Here is a 15,163-nt window from a genome sequence, read left to right as displayed (position 1 = left end):
GCTCCTGACAGATCAACAATCAATTCAATGGCTCGCGGCCGGGCTGGCCGTCGCAACAACGGCGGTCTCGTCAAATGGCTTTGCCGGGGCTTTACCTTTGGCACCGGGCGCCGTGCGGGCGAAGAAGATCACCACCGCCGCTATCAGCGACGTCGCCGCCAAGCCATACAGACCGCCCTCGATCGAGCCGGTGGTTTCTTCGAGGAAACCGAACGCTGTCGGCGCAACGAAGCCGCCGAGGTTGCCGATGGAGTTGATCAGCGCGATCACCGCAGCGGCGATGCGGGCATCCAGATAGCTTTGCGGAATCGGCCAGAACAATGCCGAAGCAGCCTTGAAACCGATCGCGGCGAAGCAGATGGCGACGAAGGCAAAGATCGGCCCACCAGTGGTCGACATGAACATACCGATCGCTGCGATCACCAGCGTCAGCGCCACCCAGGCCTGCTGGAATTTCCACTTGCCGGCCATCGCCGCGAAACCGTACATGGCGACAATCGAAATGATCCACGGAATCGAGTTGAGCAGGCCGACCTGAAAGTCGCCGAGGTTGCCCATCTTCTTGATCATGCTCGGCAGCCAGAACGTCGCGCCGTAAATAGTCAGGGCAATGGAAAAATAGATGAAGCAGAACAGCGCAATCTGCCGGTCCGCCAACAGCTTGAACATCGAGGGCTTGGCCACTTGTACCGCTTCACGGGCACGCTGTTCTTCAGCAATGGCGTTGACCAGCGCTTCACGCTCCTCCTCGGTCAGCCACTTGGCCTGACGCGGGTGAGATTGCAGCCAGAACCAGACAAACCCGCAAAGCACCACCGACGCCGCGCCTTCAATCAAGAACATCCACTGCCAGCCATGCAGGCCGAGGCCGCTGATGTGCAGCAACGCACCGGAGACCGGCCCGGAGATCACCGAGGCAATCGCCGAACCGCTGAGGAACACCGCCATGGTCTTGCCGCGCTCGGAGGCTGGCAGCCATTGGGTGAAGTAGTAAATGATCCCCGGAAAGAACCCCGCCTCCGCCGCACCGAGAATAAAGCGCAGCACATAGAAACTGGTTTCACCTTTGACGAACGCCATGGCCATGGCAGCAGCGCCCCAGGTGAACATGATCCGCGTCAGCCAGACGCGGGCGCCGTAACGTTGCAGAAGCATGTTGGATGGCACTTCGAACAGCGCGTAGCCAACAAAGAACAACCCGGCGCCGAGGCCGTAAGCCGCCGCGCCGATGCCCAGATCGGTTTCCATGTGACTGCGCACAAAACCGATGTTGACCCGATCAATGTAGTTGACGATGAACATCACCACGAACAGCGGCAGCACGTGGCGCTTGACCTTGGCGGCGGCACGGGCGAGAACCGTGACATCCAGTGGACTCTGGAGGGTTTTCAAGGGCGACTCCCGATCTTGTTTTTTTTAGGGATGGCGTAAAGCGATGGACCGATCATGGACGGCGATCATTGATCCCGTCTAATCTAACTTGGCATTCGATTGATACCCGGATTAGATCAATGTTCGAACTGACCCAACTGCGCTGCTTTACCACCGTCGCCACCGAACTCAACTTCCGTCGCGCCGCCGAACGGCTGAACATGACGCAGCCGCCGCTGAGCCGGCAGATTCAATTGCTCGAGCATCACCTCGGTGTCGAACTGTTCACCCGCAGTACCCGCAGCGTTGCACTGACGGCGGCCGGCCGCGCGTTTTTCATCGAAGCACAGAATCTGCTGGAGCGTGCACAGCAAGCGGCTGTCACCGCCCGACGGTTTGCCGAGGGTGACATTGGTTCGGTGAACATCAGTTTTGTCGGCAGCGCGGTGTACGAGTTTCTGCCCAAGGTCATCGCTGAAGCGCGCCTGAAACAGCCGCAGGTGAAAATCGATTTGTCGGAGATGAACACTTACCAGCAACATGAGGCCCTGCGCGCGAGACGGATTGATCTGGGCATTGCCCGCGCGCCGTTATTGGAGCCGGGGTATGCCACCGAATGTCTTGTGCGCGAGCCGTTTGTACTGGCGGTGCCGAGCGCACATCCATTGGCGACGGCGGCTGAAGTGGCGGTCAGTGATCTGGATAAGCAACCGTTCCTGATGTACTCCCACGCCGCGTATCCGCCGTTCAACGAATTGCTGACCGGCATGCTGCGCTCGGCTCGGGTCGCGCCGGATTATGTGCAGTGGCTGGGCTCATCGTTGACGATCCTGGCACTGGTCAATGCGGGCATGGGTCTGGCGCTGGTACCGCGTTGCGCCACCAGTGTGGTGTTCAAGAATGTGGTGTTTCGCGATATCGATCTGGGCGAAGGGGTGCAGAGCGAGCTGCATCTGATCTGGCGGGAGAACAACGACAACCCGGCGTTTGCGATGTTGCTGGAAGCGATTCGCCGGGCGGTGGCCGAGGGTTGGGGCTAAGGAAAATACTAGGCCTTCAGCGGCGGTGGAGCGCTCGGCGCTCTGGGCTGAGCATTTGCCACTGGCTTGCCATCTTTTGTGTAACGACGCGCGACCCATTCTGGCATTGGCTGCGGTGCTCTGGCTGTCATAACGAAACCTCCGATTTCGGGCCGAATTCGACCCACTTGACCTTGCCGGAATCTATCAGCAAAAACTCAGCGCCAAAAGGCACCTCTGCCCCTTCGGCATCCAGCCAACAGGGATTCTGCATCACGAACTGGCCACTGCTGGATTCCGGTGGCCACTCCACGGGCCAGCCAAACACGCGCCTTTCGTCGTTCAAATGCAGTGTGACCAGGCGATGATGCTGGGCAAAAATGCTGAACCACTCGCTGGGATAGGAAGTTTGTTTCGTGACATTTCGACTGCGTAACCAGCCATGCAATTTGTCATTCGTGGCTAGATAGCAGGAAAGCAACCCGAGCGTCACCGACACAACGAATGCCCATATTGTTTCGGCCTTGGCATCCCAACGTCCTACAGAAAAGCCTTTCGAGCCTACCCACGAACACATTGCCCCAATCCCCAACACCGCTCCCTGAATCACAAACGTAAAAATCAGCGCCTGCACAATCTGCCCGAACGTATCGGGTCGCTTGAAAGCCGTCAGCGAATAAAAAATCCACGCTGACAAAAATCCGGGAATCAGATACTGCAACAGCGGAATAACTTCTTTGACCAGATCATCCATGATCCGAGGCTCCTTGAAAGGTCGTGCCGGTCTGACTATCCACCAGCCCTCAAAAGCCTAGTGCACCCAACTGCAAATCCTCGCGCGCAACTGTCACCGTTCATTTCGTGCCATCACCCTATGTGCAGACAAAAAAAATCCCGCTCAGAGAGCGGGATTCGTTGGCGCAGCGATGTTTATGCAACCACAGGAATCAGCGGATCAGCCGCAGCCAACGCACTCACACGATCAGCCGCCGGCGGATAAATCCACTGGGTGTTGATCTGCGTCTTCAGGGTTTTGCCTTCCTGTCTGACCAGTTTCACCTGACGATCCCAGCCTTCGGTGTACACCGCACCCCAGGCACCGAGGTCCAGGCACGTCACGTATTTTGGCTGGCTGTACGGTGTCGGGTCGATCCCGAGAATCTGCGCAGCGACGTTGTTACCGGCATGCCGACCCAGCGAAATGGCGTGCTGGCAGGTCATCAGTGCGTAGTTGCCGATGTCGTCGGTGGCGGCGTAAGCGACATCACCGGTGGCGAAGATGTCGTCCTGACCGATGACTTTCAGGTGTGCGTCGACGTGCAGACGCCCTTGTTTATCGCGCTCGGCGGGGATCTGCTCGGTTAGCGAGCTGGCGCGGACACCGGTGGTCCAGACCACGGTTTTCGCGTCGATGTGCTGGCCATCCGAAAGCGTCACACCGCTGGCATCCACCGATTGCACAGACACGTCCAGGCGCCATTCAACGCCCAGTTCTTCGCTGGCTTCGAGGATCGACTTGCTGATTTCTTCGCCCATCGACGCGCCGATCTTCTGCCCGCGATCAACGATGATCACGTTGATGTCGGCCTGCTCGCCAAGAATCTCGCGCAGTCGCCCCGGCATTTCGGTGGCCGTTTCAATCCCGGTGAAACCACCGCCCGCCACCACAACTGTATTGCGCGCCTTGGTTTCAGGGAGATCTTTCAGTGCTTTCAGGTGGGTTTCGAGGCGAATGGCTGCTTCGATCTGGTCGACATCAAAGGCGTATTGCGCAACGCCCGGCGTGGCCGACTGCGCCAGACCACTGCCGCTGGCCAGAACGAGTTTGTCGTAGTGAAAGAGGTGTTGCGCACCGGACGCATCGGTGTAGCCGACGGTTTTGGCCGCCACATCGATGGTGTCAGCCGCGCCTTTGATGAAGTGAACGCCGACTGCTTCGAACAGTTCATGCAGCGGCGCGGCCAGTTGATGCGCATTCGGCTCATAGAAACGTGGACGTACGCGCAGCTCGGCTTGCGGTGCGAGCACGCTGATTTCGACGTCGCTGCGACTGTGCAGGTCGACCAGACGTGTCGCACTCAACGCCGACCACATGCCGCCAAAACCGGCGCCGACAATCAGAATCTGCTGCTTCATTGTGTTTCTCCAGAAAACGCCCAGCGATTGAAAGAGGTGAAATCGAATTCGTCGTGAGCCAGCCCTCGCCGCCTCAATAGCGCCGACTGTATTGGTCGGATATAAATCTCACAAGTCAGATTATCCGATAGGTTTAATCGGATTTATCGATACCGACCGCAACATCCGCACTCAGAAAAATCCATTAAACATGTAGGCAACCACCGACATTGTGGACTCTCTGCCGTACAGAGAGGATTGCCGAACCCTGCTCGGGCTGGTAGCATTTACGACAAATCAAGTCGGACTTACTTATGTCTCTCTACAGCGCAGGCGTCGAATACGGCATCCATTGTCTGGCTTTTCTGGTCACCAGTAACGGCGAAACCCGCGAAGCCAGCGTGCGCGACCTCGCGGAGCTGCAAGGCGTGCCCCTCGAATACCTGGCAAAAATCTTCACCAAACTGGCCAAGGGCAAACTGGTGGTCGCCTCAGAAGGCGTGCGTGGCGGATTCAGCCTGGCGCGGCCGGCCGACGAAATCACCCTCCTCGACATCGTCAACGCCATTGATGGGCGCAAGAATATTTTCGAGTGCCGCGACATTCGCGGGCGTTGTGCGTTGTTTGACGGCAATCCGCCAGACTGGGCCGTCGACGGCACTTGCTCGATTCACGGCGCGATGATGACGGCGCAAAAACGCATGGAAGAAGCCCTCGCCCAACAGACCATTCTCGACATCGCCAGAAAGGTTGGACGCAAGGCACCGAAGGAGTTCGGCCAGCAAGTGGAGGACTGGATTCAGGATCGGCGAGAGAAAAAGGGCAATGTCGGCAGCATCCCGCTCACCGATATCTCTGACTGACGCGGCGACCGGTAAAACGTCGAAAAAAAAGCAGAAACCGTTTACCGGTTGCTGCTTTTTTTGCTTCTCAAGCAATGCTTACAGGCAGTCACGCACCGATTTGCGCAACGATGCGGATTTCGCCCACGGCGGCCCCTGATACAACGAAACCCGACTGCCTTCCTTGTACTTGACGATGTCGAGGATCTCATCCGCCGTGATGATGCTCGGCGCGGTGATGCGATAGCCGTTGGAAATCGAGGTCTGCGAGGTTTTCGCGACGTCCTGCTGCCACAACGGCAATACACACGCGGCATAGTCCTTGGGCGTTTTGACGCTGGTCTTGCTGACGTTCGGCTCACCCGGCACCAACGACGCTGGCAACGAGCAACCTGTCAATACGGCCAACGCCAAACTCCCGATCCATATCCGCATAATGTGTTCCTGATCTGAAAAAAGTGAATGTAGCGCGTAACCGGACGCACATCCATCGTGGCACCGCGCCCTCGGCGCAATCTGCACAACTTTTCACAACCGTTCAGCCTGCTGACGAACAGGCTTTGCCCCTCGGCGAAAAATGCGACTACTCTTTTCTACCGAGAACGTTCTGGAGGTGATCATGCGGCTCAATGAATATGAACACGAACTTCAACGCGACCTGCAAAGCGTTGCATCGGACTTGAGATGGTCAGCGGTCGACCTGAAGCGTATCGCGGAACAGTTGCGCAAATCCGGCAACGAGGCGGACGCGCAAACCGTGCTGAGATCCTGCGAGGTGCTGCAAAGCGACGAAGAGCGGCTGCAACTCTATGCCAAGGAAGTGAAAGCCCGCGCCATCAGCCGAACCAAGGTCCACTGAGACCACCCTCCCCCAAAAAACAAAAGCCCCGACAAATGCCGGGGCTATTCGTTACAGCCAGCCTGTCATTGGTTTTTGTGACTTTGCGCGCGCGTCGAGCGTTTTTTGTAGCCAGGCAGTGCGGCGGCATAGGCCAGCGCCTCCTCCCGACTGCCAAACGACGCCAGCCGGTCACCCTGGGTGCAAACCCGCCATGGGCCATTGTTCACGCTCAGCACGTCATAGCCGTTCATGTGCATCTTGTTCAACATCGGCATGCTCATGGACACCTCCATTTTTTGCTAACGGTCAGATCCAGCTTCACGCGCTTACCTTACACCTTCAGTCGTCCGAGATGCCGACCGGATGTCGCCAGTCGCACAGGTCAAGGATCTGGCACTTTTCGCCTCAGTAAACGCTCCAAACTCCTATGAAACCTTTACCGCAGGCCTCGGCTCAAATATTGCAGTTTTATTTCTATTTTGTGACAAGCAGTAAACAGGTAACAGATGAAAGTACGCGCAACCGTTATATGCGAACAGGATCGCCACATTCTCCTGGTACGCAAACCCCACTGCCGGTGGACATTGCCCGGCGGTAAGGTCGAGCCCGGGGAAACCCGGGCCGAAGCTGCCGTTCGCGAACTGCAAGAGGAAACCGGCCTCGACGCCGACGATGTGTTGTATCTAATGGAATTGCACAGCGGCACCACGCGGCATCATGTCTATGAGGCATCGGTGCTGGACTTCGAGCAAGTGCGTCCACAGAACGAGATCATCGATTGCATCTGGCATCCGCTGGACGCGGTGCGCAATCTGAACACCAGCGAAGCGACGTTACGCATCGTTCAAGCGTTTCAAAGGCGTTTATGAGGTATTAGCCGGCGAACGCTCGGCGGCCCGCGCTGATTTCCGTGCGCAATTCACCGATGAAGTTGGAAATGTCACGGATCGTGACGAGATGCTCCGGGGAAACGCCATTTAGCAGTAATTCGACACGCCCACTGTCCGGCTCATACACCTTGATTTGCAGCAGCCCCTGCGTGCTTGCAATGCAATCGCACTTGAACGCAGGAAAGCCGGATTCGACAATCCGGCAAATATCGTCAATAGCAAGCATGAGTGGACGCCTCGCAGGCGATGGGTCGGTCGACCCGCTGAGCATAGATGAACAATTTGTGGCTTGCCCGATACAAAAATGCCAACCAGGTCACAACTTCCAGGTCCGCCCTCAGTGCGCGTCGTGATCCCAGATCCAGTTCCACATCCCTGGCAAATTCACTGGCTCCGAGCTTTTTTCCACGGTGCGCGCCAGCGCGGCTTTCTCCAGTTCGGCGTGATCATCGTAGAAAGGTTTGTCTGCCAGCCGCACGCCCGTGGCGGCGGCGCTATCCAGCAGAATCTGCAAGTATTCGCGCGCGTGCCGCGCGGTATAGCGGTTGAGATCATGGAACGTCACCACTACCGGAATAACGCCGTCCACGGATGGCAATTCGCCTAGGGCAATACGTTCACGGACTTCCGATAGCTGCCGCAACATGTTTGCCCGACGTCGCGGGCTGGCATTGAAGCCCCAGATCTTGCCGTCGTTGGCGCTCAAGTCCGTGAGCAAAACGTGCAAGCCGTGCTGCTGATAAGCGGCGAAGGTGCGCTTGTCATAATTCCAGAACGGCGGGCGCAGCAGTGTCGGTGGTGCGCCGGTGATGGCAGCGATATCGGCCATGCCGTTGCTCAGCGATTCTTCAAGCTGTTGTGGGTCGAGCGAACGATGATTGGTATGCCAGTGGGTGGCCGTGTGAAACGCCACTATGTGCCCCTCATCATGCTCGCGCCGCATGATGCCGCGACCGATGTCACTGTTGCCCGCTCGCGGTGCACGCGTTTGCACGAAGAACACCGCTTTGATATTCGGCTGCAGCGGGTTGTCCTTGAGGCTGTCGAGCACCGTGGCCGATGGATTCCAGAAACTCGACGCACTGGGGCCATCGTCGAACGTCAGCAGAAACCGCACCGGTGCCTGAGTCCTCAGACGCGTTTCGGTTTGCGCGGTCATTTCTATCGGGGCGGCGATACAACCGGCCAGACCAAGTGCAATGAGCGCAGTACAAAGAAGTTTGCATCCGGATTTCATGTTTTGCCTTGAGCACGGTCGCTGCCGTCACGTTGTCGATTGGCAAAACTCCCTCGCCCTTATCCATCCCTGCGCTCCGATACGCGAGCGGAGCTTGGATAAGGTACACAGGGTTTGGTTCCGGCGCTCGCTCAGTCAGCCAATGCCTGTTGAAAAGACGTGTCAATGATCCCGGCGGTGGCCAATGGTGCCGGCAGCGCTTTCACCTTGAACAGGAAATCGGCGGTGCTCTGCAGATCCGTCGCGGCCTGCTGGTCCACCGGCCCGACGGTCATGTGCGCCTGTCGCAACCAGTGACGCGAGACCTGCTGATCGAGGTTGGCTTTCTTCGCCCACAGATCGGCGTATTCATCGGTGTGGCTGTCGACCCAGGTCCGCGCCTGTTTTAAACGTCCGAGAAAGTCGGCAATGGCAGCACGTTTGCTGTCGATCGCCGGCGTGGATGCCGCGATTGCACTGAGCCCCGGCATCAGATTTTTTGCGGTCAGGATCGGCCGCGCACCGGAGAACACGATCTGCTGGGAAATGTACGGTTCCCACACCGGAAAGGCATCAATGCTGCCCTGGGGCAAGGCGGCAGCAGCATCGATCGGCATCAGTTTGACGAAGTCGACGTAGTTCTCCGGCAGGCCACCTTGCTCCAGGGCGCGCAAGGTCAACTGCTGACTCCAGGCGCCGGGCCAGTAGGCGACTTTCTTGCCTTTCAGATCAGCGATGGTTTTCACCGGCGAATCCTTCGGCACCAACAGCGCGATAGTGTCCGGATTCTGCCGCGATACGCCGATCAGTTTCACCGGCGCCTGCTTGGCGGCCAGAAACAGAAAGCCGGAATCACCCAGAAAGCCGAGATCCAGTGAGCCGGTCTGTAAGGCTTCAGCCAATGGTGCGGCGGCCTGGAAATGTTTCCAGTCAATGGTATAAGGCGCGCCTTTCAACACACCGGACGCCTCCACTGAGGCACGGACGTTGTAGTAGTTCTGATCGCCGACATGCAGGACCAATGGCTCGGATGCGTAGGAAAGTGGCGAAGTAAACAGTGCAGCGCTCAGCGCACCGCGTAGGAAACGAGAAAGCTTCATGGCAAGTCCTGCGAAGGGAATTTTATAGAACATAACGCTGTTAATTCCCGGCTTTGAAATTCGATTAATGCATAAGCTCATTACGGGCAATTTCAACTGTCTGTACAGCAACAGCGGCAAATCACAGTGTTGCCCAGCCAACAGCCAAAATCCTCTCAAAAGCCTTGAAACCTTTATAGAACGGCGCTTTCAAGCACATGGCACAGAGCCTGCAATATTCCATTCATGCAGGAAGCATTCGATAAAAATATCTTTTTGGACATAAGAAACCTGTGCCTTTGCCGGAGCGCCCCATGACATCGTTGTTTCCCCGATTCAAAACCCTGCTGGCTGCCAGCGCCATGGTGCTGAGCCTGCAACCGCTCGCCCACGCGGCTGAAACCGTGCCGGCGGAAGTGCATCTCGACTACGCCTACTACTCACCAGTAAGCCTGGTGCTCAAGCATTTCGGCTTCCTCGAAAAAGCCTTGCCGCAAACCAAAGTCAGTTGGGTGTTGAGTCAGGGCAGCAACCGCTCGCTGGAATACCTCAACAGCGGCGGCGTGGATTTCGCTTCCAGCGCCAGCCTCGCCGCTGTGCTAAGCCGAGCCAACGGCAGCCCGATCAAATCGGTCTACGTTTATAGCCGCGCCGAATGGACTGCACTGGTAGTGCGCAAGGATTCTCCGTACCAGACCGTCGCCGACCTCAAGGGCAAAAAGATCGCCGCCACCAAAGGCACCGACCCGTATTTGTTCACCCTGCGCAGCCTGCAGCAGGCCGGGCTGAAAAAGGACGATGTGGAACTGGTCCACCTGCAGCATCCGGATGGCCGCACCGCGCTGGAAAAAGGCGATGTCGACGCATGGGCCGGGCTTGATCCGCACATGGCCGCCAGTCAGGTTCAGGCCGGCTCGCGCTTGCTTTACCGCAACCCGGCCTTCAACAGCTACGGGGTGGTCAGCGTCACTGAGCAATACGCCAAAGAACATCCACAGACCATCGACACCGTGATCAAAGCCTACGAACAGGCCCGCGACTGGGCGTTGAAAAATCCCGATGAATTCGCCGCCCTGCTCGCCAAGGAATCCGGCCTGCCGCTGGACGTGGCCAAGTTGCAACTGTCACGCACCGACCTGAGCAGTCCGCAACTGACCGGTCAGGACGTCAGTGCCTCCAAGGCAGCGGCGCCGATTCTGGTCTCCGAGGAACTGGTGCGCCGTGGAGTGAATGTCGATCAAGTCATCGATCAATTACTCGACAGCGGTGTGCAGCAAGCCGTCGCCCACCAGTAATCGATCAGTCTCACAATAGATCCGCGCCCGGCGCGGATTTGTCGTGAGCGGAGCCAAATCATGACCACTCACAGCAAAGACCTGCCCGCGCCGCTCGCCGCGCCACGCCAGCGCACGGCGGGTTTCAGTCCAACATGGCAACGCCGCTGCAAGGGCCTGGCCTTGCCACTGCTGATCATTGTCGCGCTGGAAATTATCGTACGCGTCGGCTGGCTGCCGTCCTACCAGATGCCGGCGCCGAGCGAAATCGCCCTGACCCTCACCGACCTCGCCGAAGGCGCGCTATGGAAGCACATCGGCGCCAGCCTGATTCGCGTACTGCTCGGATTTGCCATCGGTGCCAGCCTCGCGCTGGTGTTTGCCGCTTGGGTCGGCTTGAGCCGCGAGGCCGAGGCCTATCTGGAACCGACTTTCGCTGCGTTGCGGTCCATTCCGAGCCTGGCCTGGGTGCCGCTGCTGTTGTTGTGGCTGGGCATCGACGAGACCTCGAAAATCGTCTTGATCGCCATCGGCGCGTTCTTTCCGGTGCATGTGAACGTCGTCGCAGCCATTCGCAACATTGATCGCAAACTGGTGGAAGTCGGTCGCATCTATGGCTTCAGCCGCTTGCAATTGGTGCGACGGATATTGCTGCCGGCCGCCCTGCCCGGCTTGTTTACCGGATTGCGCAGCGGCATGAGCCTGGCGTGGATGTTTCTGGTGGCGGCCGAATTGATCGCGGCCACCAAGGGGCTTGGCTATCTGCTCAGTGACGGCCGGGAAACCTCACGGCCGGACATCGTGCTGGCTGCGATCATCGTGCTCGCCTTGCTCGGCAAATTCAGCGACGGCTTGCTGGCCATGCTCGAACGCCGCTGGCTGAACTGGCGCGACACATTCACCGGTCAAGGTTCCAGCGACTAAGCTGAAATCTCCAACCGGAGATTCAGCCATGTGCGGAAGACTCTCGCAGTACCGTGGCATTCACGACTTCGTCGCGGTGCTAAGCATTCCTGACGCGTTGATCAATCACGTCGGCGAGGCACCGCTCGATCGCTACAACGCCGCGCCGACTACCGCACTGGCCGTCCTGCATCGACGAGGGCAGCATCTACAGGCCGACAATCTGCGCTGGGGCTGGCGCCCGCACTGGGCCAAGGATCGCCCACCACCAATCAATGCCCGGGTCGAGAAAGTCGCCCATGGCCCGTTCTTCCGGGCGATCTGGCGACATCGCTTGATTGTGCCCGTGGACAACTGGTTTGAATGGGTCGATAGCGAAGACAAGACCCGACAACCCTGGCTGATTCGTCGGGCGGATCAGAGGGCCGTTTTCTGCGCTGCCATCGGACAATTTCCGACAGCCGAAACACCGGGCCGGGACGACGATGGTTTCGTGATCATCACCGCCGATGCCATCGGCGGCATGCTCGATATCCATGATCGCCGACCGGTGGTGTTCCGTGCAGAGTTGGTGCGTGAATGGCTGGATCCGGCGACACCGGTTGAGCGTGCCGAGCAAATGCTGCTGTTCGAAGGTGAAGGCAGCGAAGTGTTCGAATGGTACAAAGTCGGCAAAGCGGTCGGTAACGCACGCAATCAGGCGGCCAGTTTGATTATCGAACAGACTTAAACATTTACCGCCTTGATGCGTTTATCAAATGCAGGAGCTGCATGAACGTTACAACGACTGTTTCATCTTTGAGACGCTGCAAATAAAACACACGTTCGAATGAACAAACCGCCTGTCTGACATTTCAACCGTCATACATACATTTAGATGCGCTACAGCTAGGATGCGCGCCGCCTTTCCGATTGGTATACCAGTTGACCAAAGAGTCAACAAATCAGGAATCCCCCACAACTTCTACAAGCCTTGCAGAGAAATAAGTTGCGCGACGATTTTGCAATCAAACAGGTCAGCGGCCTGGAGTGTATATATCTGTCCATGACAGAACGCTTTGAACTCGACTGTTTTATCGGCCATTACATCAAGACCCGAAACCTGCGTACCGTTCCCGATATCGAACGCGTCCTGCGCACCACCCTCGAGGCGTATCCCGGTCACCCACCGGTGATGGTCAACGAGCTGAATGCGTGGATTGATCGAACCTTGGGATACCGGGCCACACACCCCGATTTCACGCAGTTGGACGATCTCTGAAACCATGAAAAAGCCCCGTTGGTCACGGGGCTTTTTTATGCGAATCGATCAGAATTTTCGGTCAGGATCCGACAGCTCTCGGCCATCATCGCGCTTCCAGGTCTGTTCCTTGTGTTTCTCCCGCTCTATTTCTTCTTGCGTCGGTTCGTCCGTGTCTTCTTCATCCGTCTCTGGATGCTTTTTATCAGTCGCCATGTGCACCTCCCGTTATCAGTCACCCTTCATCCCTAAAGCGTAGAACAGACAACTTACAGCAACCAGCGCAGCAAAAAGAAGAACGCCATGCTCAACAACATGCTGAGCAACGTATTGCGCGTGTATATCACCAGAGCGATCGCCACCAGCGAACTAAGCAAATAAGGATTATCCCACTGCAGATTCAGCTGTTTGTCCGGCATGAAGACAATCGGCCCGCAGATAGCAGTGAGCATCCCCGGTACCGCAAAACCGAGAAACTGCCGCGCATTGCTGCTCAAACGCAGCGGCAAACGCGGCTCGAGAAACACGTAGCGATTGAGAAAAACCAGAAGCCCCATGCCAAAAATCACCGCCCAAACCATCATGTGCGCTCCCTATACAGCTTGTTGCAGATAAACCCTGCCGTCATCCCGGCCAGTCCCGACAACACCAGCGCCGAACCCCATTGCCAGTAACTGAACAACACCGAACAAAACAGCGACACTGCCACGCAAACCACTGTCGGCACATTGCGCACTACCGGCGTGATCAACGCGATAAACGTGGCGGCAATCGAGAAGTCCAGCCCCAAGTGCTCAAGCCCCGGAATGCTGCTGCCAAGAACAATGCCGGCCAACGTGAACAGATTCCACGCGATGTAAAACGTCAGGCCGACGCCCAGCGCATACCAGCGGTTGAACTGCTGACGATCATGTTGACTGGTCAGCGCAAACAACTCATCGGTGAGCAAAAAACCCAGACCTATGCGCCAGCGCCCCGGCAGCGGTGAAATCACCGAACGCATGCTCATGCCATACAACAAGTGCTGCGACGTCAGCAGCAGCGTGGTCAACAGAATCGAAAAAATCCCCGCGCCGCCCTTGAGCATGCCGATCGCCACCAATTGCGCCGCACCGGCAAACACGATGCTCGACAAGCCTTGACCTTGCAGCGGAGTGAGGTTGGCTTCGATCGCCATGGAGCCGGCCAGCAGCCCCCACGGCGCGGTGGCCAGAGACAACGGCATGATCGCCGCGGCGCCGCGAAGGAACGCACTGCGCGGCATAAGTGAATCAGACATAAACGTTCTTCAACCAGGAAACGGTCGAAGACTGTGCCAGCCATTTCGCCTTTCTGGCTTGAACAATCTTGCGCACTTGTGGGAAATCGGACGAATGCGCGCGGAACTCGCTGACTTAGCCACTGACCTTCAATGTCCTGAACGGCGTAACATAGCGCCATTCACAACCGCGTCAGGGAGACGACATGCTGTACCGAATCGCAGCCGACGGGCTGGTGCTGTTTCATTTGTCCTTCATTCTGTTCGTGCTGTTAGGCGGGCTGCTGGTCCTCAAATGGCCGCGATTGATGTGGTTGCATTTACCTGCAGCGACCTGGGGCGTGATGGTCGAGGTGCTGCACCTGACCTGTCCGCTAACGTACTGGGAAAACCTCATGCGCCACGCCGCCGGGCAGACCGAATATGCCGGCGGTTTCATCGAACATTACATCTGGCCAATCATCTACCCGGCCGGCCTTACCCCGCAGATTCAACTGGCGCTCGGCAGCGTGGTGCTGGCGGTCAACCTGTTGGTGTATGGGCGGGCCATTCGCTCATGGAAACATCGTCGCGCCGCCTCGCAGCTCTAATCACCCTCGCCGATTGACTGGTAGCGGGCCTCGAAATCCGCTGCCAGGTCAGCCAAGGTGATGCCGCCCAACCGCGACAGCAACAGCGCCTGCGCCTCATCGAAAGTTCGGGTCAGCGCGGCGTTCACCGCTTGCTCGACCAGACACTCCGGGTGATCCGTCGACAAGCCGATGGAAAAAATCGACTGCGTGCCCAGTGCCTGGTGAATGTCCAGCAAAGTGATCTGCGCCAACGGTTTGGCCAGCGCCCAACCGCCCTGATGGCCCTTCTCTGACGTCACGAAACCTTGTTCCTTGAGCAAACCCATGGTGCGCCGCACCACCACCGGGTTGGTGCCAAGCATGCCGGCAATGGTTTCCGAGGTGGCGCGTTTCTCATGGCGAGCCATGTGAATCAACACATGAAGCATGCGCGATAACCGCGTGTCGTTTCTCATCGATGATCCTTTCTTCAAGCCTTTGAGAAGATGCGCCGAGTATCGCTTGCAAGGTCTGAAGTTACGAGACTATTGACAGCAATATTTC

General features: G+C 57.6%; 21 protein-coding genes. 9 read left to right on the top strand and 12 right to left on the bottom strand.

Features of this window, described 5'->3' with window-relative positions:
• Positions 1-24 precede the first annotated feature (24 nt).
• Entirely contained in the window at positions 25-1,392 is a 1,368-nt protein-coding gene (locus ACZZ0G_RS23805) for an MFS transporter (protein WP_463557751.1), read from the bottom strand.
• 119 nt (positions 1,393-1,511) lie between these two features.
• Between ACZZ0G_RS23805 and ACZZ0G_RS23800 the strand changes: the two genes are divergently transcribed.
• On the top strand, positions 1,512-2,411 hold the full coding sequence (locus tag ACZZ0G_RS23800; protein ID WP_150652518.1) for a LysR family transcriptional regulator: 900 nt from the start codon (positions 1,512-1,514) through the stop codon (positions 2,409-2,411).
• Between the two features lie 127 nt (positions 2,412-2,538).
• Here ACZZ0G_RS23800 and ACZZ0G_RS23795 read toward each other — a convergent pair whose 3' ends face one another.
• Together ACZZ0G_RS23795 and ACZZ0G_RS23790 are read right to left on the bottom strand one after the other, a co-directional pair.
• Positions 2,539-3,144: a DUF6338 family protein gene (locus ACZZ0G_RS23795; RefSeq protein WP_463557750.1), complete on the bottom strand. Its 606-nt coding sequence runs from the start codon at positions 3,142-3,144 to the stop codon at positions 2,539-2,541.
• Positions 3,145-3,320: 176 nt separating this feature from the next.
• On the bottom strand, positions 3,321-4,526 hold the full coding sequence (locus ACZZ0G_RS23790) for an NAD(P)/FAD-dependent oxidoreductase (protein ID WP_463557749.1): 1,206 nt from the start codon (positions 4,524-4,526) through the stop codon (positions 3,321-3,323).
• A gap of 293 nt (positions 4,527-4,819) precedes the next feature.
• Here ACZZ0G_RS23790 and ACZZ0G_RS23785 point away from each other — a divergent pair, with 293 nt between their 5' ends.
• Positions 4,820-5,368 (top strand): RrF2 family transcriptional regulator, encoded by a 549-nt coding sequence (locus tag ACZZ0G_RS23785; protein WP_463557748.1) that lies wholly within the window; start codon positions 4,820-4,822, stop codon positions 5,366-5,368.
• Between the two features lie 78 nt (positions 5,369-5,446).
• On the opposite strand, the gene ACZZ0G_RS23780 is transcribed toward ACZZ0G_RS23785, so the two are convergent.
• Complete coding sequence (locus ACZZ0G_RS23780) at positions 5,447-5,782, bottom strand: hypothetical protein (RefSeq protein ID WP_463557747.1); 336 nt, start codon at positions 5,780-5,782, stop codon at positions 5,447-5,449.
• Between the two features lie 184 nt (positions 5,783-5,966).
• Here ACZZ0G_RS23780 and ACZZ0G_RS23775 point away from each other — a divergent pair, with 184 nt between their 5' ends.
• Entirely contained in the window at positions 5,967-6,206 is a 240-nt protein-coding gene (locus tag ACZZ0G_RS23775; RefSeq protein ID WP_008085812.1) for a hypothetical protein, read from the top strand.
• Between the two features lie 65 nt (positions 6,207-6,271).
• Here ACZZ0G_RS23775 and ACZZ0G_RS23770 read toward each other — a convergent pair whose 3' ends face one another.
• A complete protein-coding gene (locus ACZZ0G_RS23770; protein WP_463396718.1) occupies positions 6,272-6,469 on the bottom strand; it encodes a DUF2188 domain-containing protein in 198 nt (65 codons plus the stop codon).
• A 225-nt stretch (positions 6,470-6,694) separates the two neighbouring features.
• On the opposite strand from ACZZ0G_RS23770, the gene ACZZ0G_RS23765 reads away from it, so the two are divergent.
• The gene (locus tag ACZZ0G_RS23765; protein WP_463396719.1) at positions 6,695-7,057 is read left to right on the top strand and encodes an NUDIX hydrolase; all 363 of its coding nucleotides are present in this window, start codon (positions 6,695-6,697) and stop codon (positions 7,055-7,057) included.
• Positions 7,058-7,061: 4 nt separating this feature from the next.
• Here ACZZ0G_RS23765 and ACZZ0G_RS23760 read toward each other — a convergent pair whose 3' ends face one another.
• From ACZZ0G_RS23760 to ACZZ0G_RS23750, 3 genes are all read right to left on the bottom strand, one after another.
• Entirely contained in the window at positions 7,062-7,304 is a 243-nt protein-coding gene (locus ACZZ0G_RS23760) for a DUF1652 domain-containing protein (RefSeq protein ID WP_463396720.1), read from the bottom strand.
• 111 nt (positions 7,305-7,415) lie between these two features.
• Entirely contained in the window at positions 7,416-8,315 is a 900-nt protein-coding gene (locus tag ACZZ0G_RS23755; protein ID WP_463557746.1) for a polysaccharide deacetylase family protein, read from the bottom strand.
• A gap of 131 nt (positions 8,316-8,446) precedes the next feature.
• Positions 8,447-9,394, bottom strand: coding sequence for an ABC transporter substrate-binding protein (locus ACZZ0G_RS23750; protein ID WP_463396722.1), 948 nt, complete (start codon positions 9,392-9,394; stop codon positions 8,447-8,449).
• A 293-nt stretch (positions 9,395-9,687) separates the two neighbouring features.
• On the opposite strand from ACZZ0G_RS23750, the gene ACZZ0G_RS23745 reads away from it, so the two are divergent.
• From ACZZ0G_RS23745 to ACZZ0G_RS23730, 4 genes are all read left to right on the top strand, one after another.
• Entirely contained in the window at positions 9,688-10,668 is a 981-nt protein-coding gene (locus ACZZ0G_RS23745; RefSeq protein WP_463557745.1) for an aliphatic sulfonate ABC transporter substrate-binding protein, read from the top strand.
• A 60-nt stretch (positions 10,669-10,728) separates the two neighbouring features.
• A complete protein-coding gene (locus ACZZ0G_RS23740; protein WP_463557744.1) occupies positions 10,729-11,571 on the top strand; it encodes an ABC transporter permease in 843 nt (280 codons plus the stop codon).
• 28 nt (positions 11,572-11,599) lie between these two features.
• Positions 11,600-12,280, top strand: coding sequence for an SOS response-associated peptidase (locus tag ACZZ0G_RS23735; protein WP_463557743.1), 681 nt, complete (start codon positions 11,600-11,602; stop codon positions 12,278-12,280).
• Positions 12,281-12,538: 258 nt separating this feature from the next.
• The gene (locus ACZZ0G_RS23730) at positions 12,539-12,811 is read left to right on the top strand and encodes a hypothetical protein (protein ID WP_463557742.1); all 273 of its coding nucleotides are present in this window, start codon (positions 12,539-12,541) and stop codon (positions 12,809-12,811) included.
• 48 nt (positions 12,812-12,859) lie between these two features.
• Here the strand turns inward: ACZZ0G_RS23730 and ACZZ0G_RS23725 are convergent, their stop codons facing one another.
• The 3 genes from ACZZ0G_RS23725 to ACZZ0G_RS23715 are packed head-to-tail and all read right to left on the bottom strand — an operon-like array spanning position 12,860 to position 14,069.
• Entirely contained in the window at positions 12,860-13,006 is a 147-nt protein-coding gene (locus tag ACZZ0G_RS23725; RefSeq protein ID WP_463557741.1) for a hypothetical protein, read from the bottom strand.
• A 53-nt stretch (positions 13,007-13,059) separates the two neighbouring features.
• Positions 13,060-13,371 carry an AzlD domain-containing protein gene (locus tag ACZZ0G_RS23720; protein WP_463558883.1) on the bottom strand — a complete coding sequence of 104 codons (312 nt, stop codon included), beginning with the start codon at positions 13,369-13,371 and terminating at the stop codon, positions 13,060-13,062.
• Positions 13,371-14,069, bottom strand: a complete 699-nt coding sequence (locus ACZZ0G_RS23715) for an AzlC family ABC transporter permease (protein ID WP_016983007.1) — start codon at positions 14,067-14,069, stop codon at positions 13,371-13,373. Before ACZZ0G_RS23715 ends, ACZZ0G_RS23720 begins: the two co-directional genes overlap by 1 nt.
• Positions 14,070-14,254: 185 nt before the next feature.
• Here ACZZ0G_RS23715 and ACZZ0G_RS23710 point away from each other — a divergent pair, with 185 nt between their 5' ends.
• A complete protein-coding gene (locus ACZZ0G_RS23710; RefSeq protein ID WP_463557740.1) occupies positions 14,255-14,638 on the top strand; it encodes a DUF2784 domain-containing protein in 384 nt (127 codons plus the stop codon).
• On the opposite strand, the gene ACZZ0G_RS23705 is transcribed toward ACZZ0G_RS23710, so the two are convergent.
• Positions 14,635-15,075 (bottom strand): Rrf2 family transcriptional regulator, encoded by a 441-nt coding sequence (locus ACZZ0G_RS23705; protein WP_463396728.1) that lies wholly within the window; start codon positions 15,073-15,075, stop codon positions 14,635-14,637. The genes ACZZ0G_RS23710 and ACZZ0G_RS23705 overlap by 4 nt on opposite strands.
• Positions 15,076-15,163: the final 88 nt, after the last annotated feature.

The organism is Pseudomonas sp. AC169 (assembly GCF_979258515.1).
The sequence above is the reverse complement of the archived record's forward strand: the minus strand, read 5'-3'. Positions and strand labels throughout refer to the sequence as shown.